Origin of the sequence: Streptomyces sp. NPDC090127, assembly GCF_044746945.1 — a bacterium.
In the GTDB taxonomy this organism is placed as follows: Bacteria; Actinomycetota; Actinomycetes; order Streptomycetales; family Streptomycetaceae; genus Streptomyces.
The window spans coordinates 70,272-83,455 of record NZ_JBIVDE010000001.1; the positions used below are offsets into that span (position 1 = coordinate 70,272).

The 13,184-nt window shown below is 72.7% G+C and carries 9 protein-coding genes; 6 read left to right on the forward strand and 3 right to left on the reverse strand.

The genetic code is table 11. The annotated features are described in order from the left end of the window. Window positions 1-112: 112 nt before the first annotated feature. Window positions 113-2,479, reverse strand: a complete 2,367-nt coding sequence (locus tag ACIPPS_RS00280; RefSeq protein ID WP_401424995.1) for an ATP/GTP-binding protein — start codon at window positions 2,477-2,479, stop codon at window positions 113-115. A gap of 217 nt (window positions 2,480-2,696) precedes the next feature. Between ACIPPS_RS00280 and gabT the strand changes: the two genes are divergently transcribed. From gabT to ACIPPS_RS00295, 3 genes are all read left to right on the forward strand, one after another. After that, on the forward strand, window positions 2,697-4,031 hold the full coding sequence (gabT, locus tag ACIPPS_RS00285; protein WP_401424998.1) for a 4-aminobutyrate--2-oxoglutarate transaminase: 1,335 nt from the start codon (window positions 2,697-2,699) through the stop codon (window positions 4,029-4,031). 331 nt (window positions 4,032-4,362) lie between these two features. Then, window positions 4,363-4,965, forward strand: coding sequence for a phosphatase PAP2 family protein (locus ACIPPS_RS00290; protein ID WP_401425001.1), 603 nt, complete (start codon window positions 4,363-4,365; stop codon window positions 4,963-4,965). Next, window positions 4,919-5,575, forward strand: coding sequence for a hypothetical protein (locus tag ACIPPS_RS00295; protein WP_401425003.1), 657 nt, complete (start codon window positions 4,919-4,921; stop codon window positions 5,573-5,575). Before ACIPPS_RS00290 ends, ACIPPS_RS00295 begins: the two co-directional genes overlap by 47 nt. 79 nt (window positions 5,576-5,654) lie before the next feature. Here the strand turns inward: ACIPPS_RS00295 and ACIPPS_RS00300 are convergent, their stop codons facing one another. Both ACIPPS_RS00300 and ACIPPS_RS00305 read right to left on the reverse strand, forming a co-directional pair. Beyond that, the gene (locus ACIPPS_RS00300; RefSeq protein WP_401427119.1) at window positions 5,655-7,457 is read right to left on the reverse strand and encodes a chitinase; all 1,803 of its coding nucleotides are present in this window, start codon (window positions 7,455-7,457) and stop codon (window positions 5,655-5,657) included. Between the two features lie 115 nt (window positions 7,458-7,572). After that, complete coding sequence (locus ACIPPS_RS00305) at window positions 7,573-8,043, reverse strand: hypothetical protein (protein ID WP_401425006.1); 471 nt, start codon at window positions 8,041-8,043, stop codon at window positions 7,573-7,575. A 284-nt stretch (window positions 8,044-8,327) separates the two neighbouring features. Between ACIPPS_RS00305 and ACIPPS_RS00310 the strand changes: the two genes are divergently transcribed. The 3 genes from ACIPPS_RS00310 to ACIPPS_RS00320 all read left to right on the forward strand — a co-directional run bounded on the left by ACIPPS_RS00310 (window position 8,328) and on the right by ACIPPS_RS00320 (window position 13,083). Next, window positions 8,328-10,598 (forward strand): MMPL family transporter, encoded by a 2,271-nt coding sequence (locus ACIPPS_RS00310; protein WP_401425009.1) that lies wholly within the window; start codon window positions 8,328-8,330, stop codon window positions 10,596-10,598. Window positions 10,599-10,870: 272 nt separating this feature from the next. Continuing rightward, window positions 10,871-11,467 (forward strand): DUF485 domain-containing protein, encoded by a 597-nt coding sequence (locus ACIPPS_RS00315; protein ID WP_401425011.1) that lies wholly within the window; start codon window positions 10,871-10,873, stop codon window positions 11,465-11,467. Then, complete coding sequence (locus ACIPPS_RS00320; RefSeq protein ID WP_401425013.1) at window positions 11,464-13,083, forward strand: cation acetate symporter; 1,620 nt, start codon at window positions 11,464-11,466, stop codon at window positions 13,081-13,083. The genes ACIPPS_RS00315 and ACIPPS_RS00320 overlap by 4 nt, the downstream gene beginning before the upstream one ends. The last annotated feature ends 101 nt before the right edge of the window (window positions 13,084-13,184 follow it).

Sequence of the window (13,184 nt, forward strand, 5' to 3'; positions counted from 1 at the left end):
ACTCGATTGTGCCAGGGCCCGCGAGCGCCCGCTCCGGCTCGACGGTGGCGACGACCGCTTCAGGCCCCCGCTCCGGCCCCCGGCGCCCCGTCTCCCGGCCCCGGGCCGTTCCTCAGCCCCGCAGGTCCACCAGGAGCGGCGGCGTGTGTTCGCCGCGCACATGGGTCAGTGACAGGACGGCGTGCCCGGCGGGGACGGCGTGCGCGAGGTCCGAGGCCGACCAGCGCTCGCGCTCCACCTCCCGTACGGTCACGGCCTCCGCCGTCGCCGCCCGGCCGGTCACCAGCCGGCGCATGAAGTGCAGGGCCTTGGTCAGGGGCTCGTCGGAGATGATCTGCCGGTTGGTGACGTCCCGGGTCTGCACCCACTCCGTGCCCCAGGTCTCGGCGAACCGGCCGCCGTCCCACGGCGCGATCCCGGCGAACACCATCCGGCAGCCGACCGCCCCGAGCAGCGGGCCGCGCAGCGCCTCCGGTACGTCCTCCAGGCTGCGGAGCGCGAGGACGACGCCCGCGTGGGCGGAGCGCAGCCGTTGCAGGGCCCGTACGGAGTCGCCGGTGACGGTGTACGTCGCGTCGTCGAGGACCAGGCAGGCGAAGAGGGACCGGTCGCGACGGGCGAGGGCCGCCTCCGCGAACTGGGCGAGCAGCAGCCGGGAGACGATCCGGGACGCCTCGGCGTGCCCGCGTTCGGGCAGGTCGACGCGGACGCGGAGCGGGTGCTCGACGGCGCCGAGGGAGAACTGCGGCCGTTCCCGAGCGCCTTCGCCGCCCTCCGTGCGGAAGAAGCCGGCGAAGGCCGGCCGGTCGAGGAAGGCGATGCGCTCGGCGAGCAGGACACCGACCTCGTCGCCGCGGTCCGCCTGCCGCCCGCGCGCGTCGAGCTCGCGCAGCTGGGCGGGGTCGTCGGCGACGGCGGCCCGCAGCGCCGCGAGCGGCTCGGGCGCTCCCGTGAGCAGCTCCCGCAGCTCCGGCACGCCGGGGAAGCGGCCGTACGCGGCCCGGAACGGGCCGATCAGCTGGGCGAGTGCGGTGCCGGCCCGGCGGCTGTCGGCGACGAGGTCCCCGACGAGCGCCTCGGCGAGGATCCGGGCGGCTTCGTCGGGGTCGTCGGCGCCGCCGTACAGGTCGAGGTCGTGGGTGGACCCGGGCCGCCCGACGGAGACGACGACGTCGAAGGAGTCGTCGGGACCGAGGGCGGCGCCCTGGGCGGTGACGGCGACGACGGCGGCCCGGTTGGCGAGCGCCTGGAGGCAGAGTGCCTCGACGACGGGCCGGACCAGGCGCACGGTCTTGCCGGCACCCGCGGGCCCGACGGCGAGCAGCGAGGTCCCGAGCACGGCCGGTTCCAGAGCGACGCCGGTGGTGCGCCGGGCATAGGGGTTGCGCGGGTGGTCGGCGGCGGTGCCGATGAGGACCTGGCCGGTGGCGAGGTCGTGGGTGGCGGTACGGACGGGCAGGTCGCGCAGGCCCGAGGGGTGGCCGCAGGCGGCCGCGCCCCGGGTGCGCACGGCGTCGGTGAAGGCGGCGAGGCGCTCGGGCCGGGTCCGTACGCCCTGCCAGGCGCGGCGGATCCGGGCGTAGTCGACGTCCCCGAGCGCGCCCTGCCGGGTGGCCTCGGCGAGCTGGGCGGCGGCCTCGGGCAGCCCGGCGTCCCGCAGCTCGGACCACTCGGCGGGGTCGGCGCCGGGCGGGGGCGGCGGGGCGGCGGCCGTCGCCCCGGCGGGGCCGCCGAACCGGCGGCGTACGGCGGGCCAGGCGCCGGCCCGGCCGACGGCCGCGACGAGGGCGGCGATCAGGAGGACGTAGTAGAGGTTGGAGACCCAGGTGAGCCAGGTGACCGTGCGGGGCATCTCGCGCCAGACGCCCGGCACCAGCACGAAGAGGGGCCAGACGGGCACGCCGTAGCGCTGCCAGATCTCACGCCAGTTGCCGACGCGGCCGAAGCCGACGGCGAAGAGGGTGAGGAGGATCCCGTACCAGAGGTAGACCGCGCCGACGTAGACCGCGAAGTCGGGGCTGGTGGCGGCGCGCCACTCCTCGGGGACGAGCCACAGCATCGGCAGCAGCCACCAGTCGTTGACGAAGATCCACCACCCCTCCAGGTAGCCGTTCCAGAGGAGCGACCAGAGGAGCCAGCCGCAGAGGTACGCGACGAACGCGCCGGTGATCAGCTGGCGGCCGGGGACGAGGTCGGGTTCGCTCTCGGGCCGCTCGCGGTGGCCGAGCCGCCAGATGCCGGGGGCTGCGGCGGGGCGGGGGATACGGAGCCAGTCGGCGACGCCGATGCGGGTGGGCGCGTGGGTGGGCGGTGGCGGTACGGGCGTACGGGGTCCGGCCTGGGAGGTCCGCGGTACCCGGGACGGGGGCCCGGCCGGCACGGGCGGTCCCGCCGGGCGCGGAACCGCGCCCGACCCGGGATCGCGCGGCTCGCCGCCGCCCCGGGTGTCGCGTGACTCGTACGTGCCGTCGGTCTCCATGAAACCCCTGCCCCCTGACCAGCCAGGTCGCCGCATCTGTGCCACCGTCAATCTAGTGGGCGCGGACCGGGCCGGAGCGGTTTCCCCGCCGCCATGTCCACACCGGACAAGGACATACCCCGCAACACTCCCGATCGGCGCATGCCCGCGCGCCTCCCCCGCGCCTAGCCTGCGGAAGAAACCCACAAGAGCGTCCAGAACACCCCAGGAGCCCCGCATGAACGCTGTCCCGCAGGAGCGGCGCGTCGTCACCGCCATCCCCGGTCCGAAGTCGCAGGAGCTTCAGGCCCGCCGCCTCGACACCGTGGCCGGCGGCGTGGGCTCCGTCCTGCCCGTCTTCACCGCGAAGGCCGGCGGCGGCATCATCGAGGACGTCGACGGCAACCGCCTGATCGACTTCGGCTCCGGCATCGCCGTGACCTCCGTCGGCGCCTCCGCCGAGGCCGTCGTGCGCCGCGCCGCCGCGCAGCTCGCCGACTTCACGCACACCTGTTTCATGGTGACGCCGTACGAGGGGTACGTCGAGGTCTGTGAGGCGCTCGCCGAGCTGACCCCGGGCGACCACGCGAAGAAGTCCGCGCTCTTCAACTCGGGCGCCGAGGCCGTCGAGAACGCGGTCAAGATCGCCCGTTCGTACACCAAGCGTCAGGCCGTCGTCGTCTTCGACCACGGCTACCACGGCCGCACCAACCTCACGATGGCGCTGACGGCGAAGAACATGCCGTACAAGCAGGGCTTCGGTCCGTTCGCCCCCGAGGTCTACCGCGTACCGGTCGCCTACGGCTACCGCTGGCCCACCGGCGCCGAGAACTGCGGCCCCGAGGCCGCCGCGCAGGCGATCGACAACATCACCAAGCAGATCGGCGCCGAGAACGTCGCCGCGATCATCATCGAGCCGGTCCTCGGCGAGGGCGGCTTCATCGAGCCGGCCAAGGGCTTCCTGCCGGCGATCGTGAAGTTCGCCAACGACAACGGCATCGTCTTCGTCGCCGACGAGATCCAGTCCGGCTTCTGCCGCACCGGCCAGTGGTTCGCGTGCGAGGACGAGGGCATCGTCCCGGACCTGATCACGACCGCCAAGGGCATCGCGGGCGGCCTGCCGCTCGCCGCCGTCACGGGCCGCGCCGAGATCATGGACTCCGTGCACGGCGGCGGCCTGGGCGGCACCTACGGCGGCAACCCGGTGGCCTGCGCCGGCGCGCTCGGCTCCATCGAGACCATGAAGGAGCTCGACCTCAACGCCAAGGCGAAGAACATCGAGTCCGTCATGAAGGCCCGCCTGTCGGCGATGGCGGAGAAGTTCGACGCCATCGGTGACATCCGCGGCCGCGGCGCCATGATCGCCATCGAGCTGGTCAAGGACCGCGCCACCAAGGAGCCGAACCCGGAGGCCGCGGGCGCGCTGGCGAAGGCCTGCCACGCCGAGGGCCTGCTGGTCCTGACCTGTGGCACCTACGGCAACGTGCTCCGCTTCCTGCCGCCGCTGGTCATCGGTGACGACCTCCTGAACGAGGGTCTCGACATCATCGAGAACGCGTTCGGGCAGATCTGAGCCGATCCACACGCGGTGTGAAGAGAGTGTGGGGGGCCGATGGCGGGATGGAGATCCGGCTGTCGGTCCCCTTCTTCCTGCCGTACGGTTTCTGCAGATGAGAGAAACACCCCGCTCGCAGGTGACTGCGGGCGACAACCGGGCGGAGCCTCCCCAGCCCCGTCCTGGTCGCGCCCTGGCGCACACCACTGGAGCCTCGTGCTCCGGAACTCCTCACCGATCGGATGGCCGCCCGCCCCACACCCCCCGGGGCGCGCGGCAGCCCGATCACCTCGGACGCCCCGGAACCACCCCCCCTGTTCCGGGGCGTCCGGCTGTCTTCTCGGCGGTCGTGCTGCTGGCGGCCCTCACCTGGCAGGTCCTGGTGCGGGGCCCGCTGGCGCGCCTGGACGAGCACGCGTCACGCGCCCTGGTCGACCTCGTCCCCCGCCCCCTCTCCGAACTCGGCGCCGACCTCGGCAACATGACGGTCGCCCTCCCGGTCCTGGCCTGCGCGATGGCGTACGCGGCCTGGCGCGGCCGCCGCTCCCAGGCCCTCTTCGCGGGGCTGACGATGGCGCTGGTCCCGCTCCTGGTCATCCCCCTGAAGGAGTGGACGGCCCGCCCGGGCCCCCTGGAACCGTGGGCAGCCGGCTACTACCCCTCGGGCCACACGGCGACCGCGATGGTGGCGTACGTCGGCGCCGCCTACCTGGTCTCGACCCGCCTGCTCCCGCCGGCCGCCCTCCTCACCGCCCTGACCGCCACGGGCCTGATCCTCCGCGGCTACCACTGGCCCCTGGACGTCCTGGCCTCGGTCGCCCTCTGCGTCCCCCTGCTGCGCTGGCCCGTCGTCGCCGAGCGATACGGTCGCCGCACGATCTTGACCGACGATCCGGGGAGCAGACATGACGTGGGGACGGCCGGGAGTGCCGGGGGACCTGCCGGCACCTGAGGTGCTGTGGGCGCGCTGGGCCCTCGTCGCCGTGGTGGAGGCGACCACCGAGGCGGAGGAGAGCGCGCGCTACCGCACCGGCACCTGGATCGACGAGGAGGGGCTCCACCTCGACGACTGCGGCTGCACCTGGTGGACGTTCTCGCGCATGGCCGACGGCAGGTACGTGCTCTTCGGCGAGGACGAGTCGAGCGAGGTCAAGTGGCACCGGCCGCCGGTCGACATGCTGGCGGGCGCGCCGGACTGGCTCCCCCACGAGGAGCTGCGGGACCGCCTCGAAGGGAACGAACTGGGCTGCGTCTACTGGTACGAGAACGGCGCCTGGGCGCGCGCGCCGTACCCCGGCGACCTGGGTGACGACGGACTCGACTGCGGGATGAGCCGTTTCGTGGTCCGCGTCGAGGCCCTGCGTCTGCTGGACGAGCGTGTCCGCCGCGACGGCGGGACGTCCGCAGCGGCCCTGCTGGAGCACGCCGAGCACCGGCGTCTGACCCCGGAGCTCCTGGAGTCCCTCGTCGCTCCCGCCGACGGATCGGCCCCGGACCTTCCGGCCATGACCCGGGCCCTGCACCGCGCGGGTCTGGCGCCCCGTACGGCCGCGGCGGGCTGATCGTCCGTACCGCGGACGGGCGGTCCGGAGTCACGTGAGCGGCTCCGGACCGGCCGTCCTGCGGCGGACGGATCGACCGTCAGCTCCAGCGGTAGGCGTCGAAGTTGCGGCTGAACTCACCGCCGTTGAAGCGGTCCCAGTTGATCGACCAGGTCATCAGGCCGCGCAGGGCGGGCCAGGTGCCGTGGGTCTGGTACGGGCCGCAGTTCTGCTTCTTCGTCAGGCAGTCCAGGGCCTTGTTGACCTCGGACGGGGTCGTGTGGCCGTTGCCCGCGTTCGGGGAGGCGGGCAGACCGATGGCGACCTGTTCCGGGCGGAGGGCCGGGAAGACGCGGTCGGGGTTGCCGGCGACCGGGAAGCCGGTGAGGAGCATGTCGGTCATGGCGATGTGGAAGTCCGCGCCGCCCATGGAGTGGTACTGGTTGTCGAGGCCCATGATCGGGCCCGAGTTGTAGTCCTGGACGTGGAGCAGGGTGAGGTCGTCGCGCAGGGCGTGGATGACCGGCAGGTAGGCGCCGGCCCGCGGGTCCTGGCCGCCCCACTGGCCGGAGCCGTAGAACTGGTAGCCGAGCTGGACGAAGAAGGTCTCCGGGGCCATCGTCAGGACGAAGTCCGCGCCGTACTTGGCCTTCAGGGACTTGACGGCCGAGATCAGGTTGACGATCACCGGGCTGGTGGGACTGCGGAAGTCGGTGTCGCCCGTGTTCAGCGACAGCGAGTGGCCCTCGAAGTCGATGTCCAGGCCGTCGAGTCCGTACTCGTCGATGATCTTCGAGACCGAGGAGACGAAGGCGTCGCGGGCGGCCGTGGTGGAGAGCTGGACCTGGCCGTTCTGGCCGCCGATGGAGATCAGGACCTTCTTGCCCGCGGCCTGCTTGGCCTTGACGGCCGCCTTGAAGTCGGCGACGGACTCCACGTTCGGGCACTCGGTGGCCGGGCAGAGCGAGAAGCGGATGTCTCCGGAGGTCACCGAGGTCGGCTCGCCGAAGGCGAGGTTGATGACGTCCCAGGAGTCGGGGACGTCGGCCATCCGGGTGTAGCCGGAGCCGTTGGCGAAGCTGGCGTGGAGGTAGCCGACGAGCGCGTGGGCGGGCAGGTCACCGCCGGGGTTGCCGCCTCCGCCGGAGGTCGTGGTCGCCGTCACGGCCGTGGACCTCGCCGACTCGCCCGCGCTGTTCACGGCGGAGACCTGGAAGGTGTACGCGGTCGAGGGCGCGAGCCCGGTCGCGGTGTACGAGGTGCCGGTGACGGTCCCCGCCAGGGCGCCGCCCCGGTAGACCTTGTAGGAGGTGGCTCCGGAGACCGCCGGCCAGGACAGCGGTACGGAGGTGGAGCTCGGCGAGCCCGCCGTGAGGCCGGTGGGGACCGCCGGTATCTGGACGGGGGCGCCGCCGGGGCCGAAGAGCGAGAGGTCGTCGGCGTGGTAGGCGCCGGTGCCGTACCAGCCGTGGGTGTAGAGGGTCACGGAGGTGGTGGAGGCGCCGGTGGTGAAGGTGGTGCTGAGCTTCTGCCAGTCGGGGGCGGACTGGGTCCAGGTGGAGACGTCGGTCGTGCCGGTGCCGGACGCGCCGAGGTAGACGTAGCTGCCGCGCACCCAACCGCTCAGCGTGTAGGCGGAGTTCGGCTTGACGGTGACGGTCTGGGAGCACCGGGCCTGGTCGCTGCCGGCCGGGGTCGCCCGGAGCGCCTTCGTCCCGCCGTGCACGGGGGACGCGACGACAACTCCGCTGCCCGCCGTACAACTCCAGCCGTCCAGGCCGGCTTCGAAGCCGCCGTTGCGCGCCAGTTCGGAGTCGGCCGCCTGGGCCACGGGGGTGAGGGCGGCGAGTCCGCCGGCGGCGAGCACGCCCGCCAGGGCGAGGACGAGAGGGCGGGTGCCGATGGTGCGGGGGGTGCGTCTGGTGCCTCGGGATCCTGTGGTGCGGTCCACAACTGCCTCCGGGGGTGGGGGAATCGAGGTGGAGCGCGCCACAGCATGGTCCAGACCAATCAAGTGGTCAAGACCTCTGCCCGTCTTCCCCGCGCGCCAGACCGCCCGCCGCCTCGTGCATCGCCAGCTCCAGGAGCGCGGCGTCATTGAGGGTGCCGGTCCCGTCCGGCGTCACCAGCCAGCGCACACCGCCGGCCGTCCGGCCGGGGTAGGGGACGACGATCCAGGTGCCCCGGCCCGCACCGCGCACCCCCGTGCCGAGCCAGCGGGAGGCCGTGCCGGGCGGCACGAAGAAGCCCATCCGCGCCTCCCCGAAGTCGGCGAGGACCGGGCCGGGCCGGTCCACGAGCCGGGTCAGGACGTCGAGCGTGGGATAGCCGAGCTCCCCCGGCAGGATCAGGACGTCCCACCGCCTGCCGGCCGGCAGCAGCGCGATCCCGAGCGGATTGCGCTCCCACTCCCACCGGCAGGCGTCGGGATCCGGTGCCACCGACGCCAGCCATTCCACCGCGGTCTTGGCCGCCCCCGAACCAGTCATGGCCTACGGCCTCCCTTCCGTCCGCGGACACGGTGTCCGCACACGGGAGAGCGGGGTCGGTGACGATCATTACGCGGGTTCGGCCCGCCAGTTGGCAGTGACCTGAGTCACAGAGCGAGGAAGGGGGCGCCTCGGGGCTCCCCCGCCGGTCCCCGGCCCCTCCTTCGGCGCGCGCCCGTTCGGGTGGAGAGCGGTGGGCGAGGTCGTCGGCCTCCCGGTCCCGCCCGCCGCCCCGTGTTCGGATGGCCCTCCGTACGCGCGCCGCACTCGCCCCGGGAGCACCCATGTCGAATCCCACCCCACCGGGCAGAGGACTGCTGCGGCGGCTGGGCGAGTGGTCCGCCCGCCACTTCGTCGTCGTGCTGGTCGCCTGGGTCGTGGCACTGGGCGCCCTCATCGGGCTGAACCACGCGTACGGGGGCGAGTACTCCGACAACTACTCGCTGCCGGGCACCCAGTCCCAGAACGGCCTCGACGTGCTCCGCGCGCACGATCCCGCCGCCGGCGGCTACGGCGCCCAGGTGGTGCTGTACGACGGCGCCAAGCCGCTCACCGAGTCCGGCGACCAGGTCTCGTCCGCGGTGGACTCGCTGAAGAAGCTCCCGCACGTCCTGACCGCCACGAGCCCGCTGCCGGCGCCCGGCGCCCAGCCGCCCGCGCCACCCCCGGGCACCCCCGACGTCGGTCCGCTGTCCACCGACGGGAAGACCGGGTACATCACCGTCCGGTTCGACGTCCAGCCCGGCACCCTCGGCGACGACTACCTGACCGGTGTGGACAGCGCCGTGGAGCCGCTGCGCGCCGCCGGGGTCCAGGTCGAGTACGGCGGTTCGCTGGGTGAACTCGCCCGGCCCGAGGCGAACGACCGGACGAGCGAGGCGATCGGGTTCGGCGTCGCGATCGTCGTCCTGATCATCGGCTTCGGCAGTCTGATCGCCGCCGTACTGCCCCTGGTCACCGCCCTGGTCGCGGCCCTCTGCGGCCTCGCGATCCTCGGTCTCCTCGCCGCCGTGTGGACCTTCGCGACCGTCTCCCCCACCCTGGCCACGATGATCGGCATCGGCGTCGGCATCGACTACGCGCTCTTCCTCATCACCCGGCACCGGCAGTTGCTGATGAACGGCCGGGACCCGGTCACCGCGGCCGGCATCGCGACCGCGACCAGCGGACGGGCCGTCCTCGTCTCGGGCTGCACCGTCATCATCGCCCTCGGCGGCCTGTGGGTCTCCGGGCTGAGCTTCATCGGGCTGCTCGGCCTGGCCGCGACCTCCACCGTGGTCACGGCCGTCGCCGGGGCCCTCACGCTCGTCCCGGCGATGCTCGGGCTGATCGGGCGCCACATCGACCGGCTGCACCTGCGGGCCCCCGTCGCCGAGGCCGACGAGACGACCGGCGAGGCACACGGCACCTGGCACCGCTACGCGCTGCGGGTGGAACGCCGTCCCTGGTGGTTCCTGACCTCGGGCGTCGTCGTCCTCGTGGTGCTCGCCATCCCGCTGTTCTCCATCCAGCTCGGCCACATCGGCGACGGCGCGGACCCGAAGTCCTTCACCGACCGGCGCGCCTTCGACCTGATGTCCACGGCCTTCGGGCCCGGCTCCAACGGGCCGCTGACGCTGGTGATCGACCAGACCTCGGTCCCGGCGGCGGACCGTTCCGCGCTCGCGAGCCAGGCGCAGAAGGCGCTCACCGGCGTTCCCGACACCGTCCTGATCACCCCGCTCACGCCGACCTCCGACGGCGACGTCCTGCTCGCCACGGCCTACTCGGTCGCCGCCCCGCAGGACGAGCGGACCACGTCCCTGACCAACCACCTGGCCGACGACGTCCTCCCGCAGGCGGTCGACGGCACCACGGCGGCCACGTACGTCACCGGCACCACCGCCAGCCAGGTGGACTTCCTCGACATCGTCTCCAGCCGGCTGCTGCTCATCATCGCGGTGGTCGTCGCCCTGGCGTTCCTCGTCATCCTGGTCGTCTTCCGCGGCCCGCTCGTCGCCGCCAAGGCGGCGGTGCTCAACATGCTGTCCATCGCCGCCTCGTACGGCGTCGTCGTCGCCGTCTTCCAGTGGGGCTGGGGCGGCCCGGCGCTCGGGGTCTCCGGCGACGTGCCCATCGAGAGCTATGTGCCGATGATGATGTTCGCCATCGTCTTCGGCCTCTCCATGGACTACGAGATCTTTTTGCTGTCCCGGGTCCACGAGGCGTGGCTGCGCACCGGCGACGCGAAGGCGAGCGTGGCCCACGCCCTGGAGATCACGGCGCGGGTCATCACCTGCGCGGCGCTCATCATGGTGAGCGTCTTCGCTGCCTTCATCCTCAACGACAGCATCGTGGTGAAGATGATGGGGCTCGGCCTCGCCGCGAGCGTGCTCATCGACGCGACGGTCGCGCGTCTGCTGCTGGTGCCGGCCGTGATGACGCTGCTCGGCAAGTGGGCCTGGTGGACCCCGCGCTGGCTGGACAGGATCCTGCCGCACGTCGACACGGAGGGCGAGGGCGAGCTGGCGCAGGCGGGCGGCGACGGCACGGCGGGGTCGCGGAAGACTCCGTGACGGCCACCGCTCGGCCCGCCCGGCGCATTGCCCCGGACCGGTCGTGCCGAGCGGTCCGGCCGGCCCCGGAGGCGGTCCGAGACACCGCCGTGACCTGCGGAAAGATCCACGAGGGGGTTACCGCGGGTTTCGCGACCACGCGCACAGGATCGTCACCGAACCGACATACCGAGCGGTCGGAAACCCCTTATGCGGGGGCTATACCCATGAGTAACGTACGCGGACCACCGGCGCCACCCGCCCGTTCCCCGGGGCGGCAAGGAGCGAGATCGATGTCGTACCACCAGCCTTTCCCCGGCCCACCGCCCATACCCCGGCACCGGAATTCCGGGCGGCACCGCCATGAGGCGGGGTCGCAGTCCTGGGAGGGTGGATCGCCGTCCTGGGACACCGATCCACAGGAAGCCTGGGACTCGTCCCCGCGAGCGTGGGACTCCTCGCCGCAGGACCGGGACTCCACGCGGCAGCCCTGGGACGCGTCCCCGCAACCGCCCGCCGCCACCCGCGAGCGTGATGATCTGCACCGGCTCGGAGCGGCCTACCGCAGGCTCCGCCGCGTCGCCACCTTCACCGCGCTCGGCTACTTCGTCATCTTCCTTCTCCTGTCCGGCTACGCCCCCTCGATGATGACCGGCAACCTCGCCGGTGGTCTCACCGCCGGTCTGGCCCTGGGGCTCCTCCAGTTGCCCGTGGCGCTGGCCGCGATCGCGCTGTACGAGCGGATCGCGCGCCACCGCGTCGACCCGCTCGCCGCGGCGATCCGCGAGCGCGCCGAGCGGGCGGCCGCGGCAGCCGCGCCCCGGCCGGAACGCCCGAGCCCCTCCGGACGTCCCGTGTGGCAGCGGCCCACCGGAGGTGCGGGCGCATGACCAGCTTCAGCTCCGAGGCCCAGACCATGTCGCTGATGGCGTTCATCGCGGTCATCACCGTCACGCTTCTGCTGTGCGTGATGACCGGCCCCGACCGTGACGACCTGGGCGACTTCTACACCGGCTACCGCTCGCTCTCCCCCGTGCAGAGCGGCCTCGCGATCGCCGGCGACTACATCTCCGCCGGCACCGTGCTCGGCACCATCGGCATCATCGCGCTCGTCGGCTACGACGGCGTCACGCTCGCCCTGAGCACCGTGCTCTCGCTGGTCCTGATGATGTTTCTGCTCGCCGAACCGCTGCGTAACGCCGGCCGGTTCACGATCGGCGACGTCTTCACCCGGCGTCTCCCCGGCCCCGCCGTGCGGATCACCACGGCCGCGGTCACCCTGACCGCCCTGCTGCCGCTGGTGATCTTCCAGCTCGCGGGCGCCGGTGATCTCCTCTCCGTCGTCCTCGGCGTCGACGCCGACGGCTTCAAGACCGGGGCGATCGTGTTCCTGGGCCTGCTGATGATCGCGTACGCGGCCATCGGCGGCATGAAGGGCACCGCCTTCATCCAGATCGTCAAGACCGTCGCCCTGCTCGGCGCGTCCCTCGCGATCGCCACGCTCATCCTCAACCGCTTCGACTTCAGCCTGCCCTCCCTGCTGGACGCCGCCAAGCGCGGCAGCGGGGCGGGCGAGGCCTACCTCGCCTCCGGTCTGCAGTTCGGCGGCAACGAACTCGACATGATCAGCACGCAGTTGACGGTCGTGCTCGGCGCCGCGGTGCTGCCGCAGATCACCATGCGCATGTTCACCGCGCGCAGCGCGGCAGCCGTGCGGCGCTCGATGTCCTGGGCCGTGTCGACCGTCGTCGTGACCTGTCTGCCGATCGCCGTCATCGGCTTCGGCGCGGCGGCGATCGTCGGCCACAAGGGGATCGTCGCCGGCGACCCGCAGGGCAAGACAGCGTTCCTCATGGTCAGCCAGGCCGTCATGGGAACGGACCAGACGACCGCCGAGGCACTGCTGTTCACGGCCGTGGCGACAGCCATCTTCCTCACCCTGCTGGCCTCGGTCGCCGGGATCACCCTCGCCTGCGCCAACACCCTGGCGCACGACCTCATCACGCACGGGCTGCGCCGCAAGGCGCGACTGAAGGCATCCGCGGAGATGGCCATCGCCCGGACCGCCGCGGCGGGCGTCGGGCTCGTGGCGATCGCGATCGCCGCCGGTGCACGGCACCTGAACCTCCAGGCACTGCTCACCCTGTCGTTCTGCATCGGCGCGTCCGCGGTCGCACCGGCGCTCGTCTACAGCCTCTTCTGGCGCCGCTACTCCCGTACGGGACTGCTCTGCACCCTCATCGTGGGCAGCGCCTCCGCGTTCGTCCTCATGACCGGCAGCAACCTGGTGTCCGGATCACCCCAGGCGATCTTCCCCGACCAGGACTTCAACTGGTTCCCGTTCACCACGTCGGGCATCCTCTCGGCCCCGCTGGGCTTCCTCGCGGGCTGGCTCGGCACGGTGCTCTTCGAACGTGACCCGGCCGGCCAACGCATGCGGTACGAAGCGGTGGAGGCGACGATCCTGGCCGGCGCACCCGCGGCGAACAGCGCCTCCGAGTCCTGACGCGCCCGCCCCGACGCAGGGGCGCCCGGCCTGAAGTCCCAGGCCGGGCGCCCCTGCGGCTGTCCCGAGGTGCTGGGGGCCGCTCGTTCGGATCGTGCCGG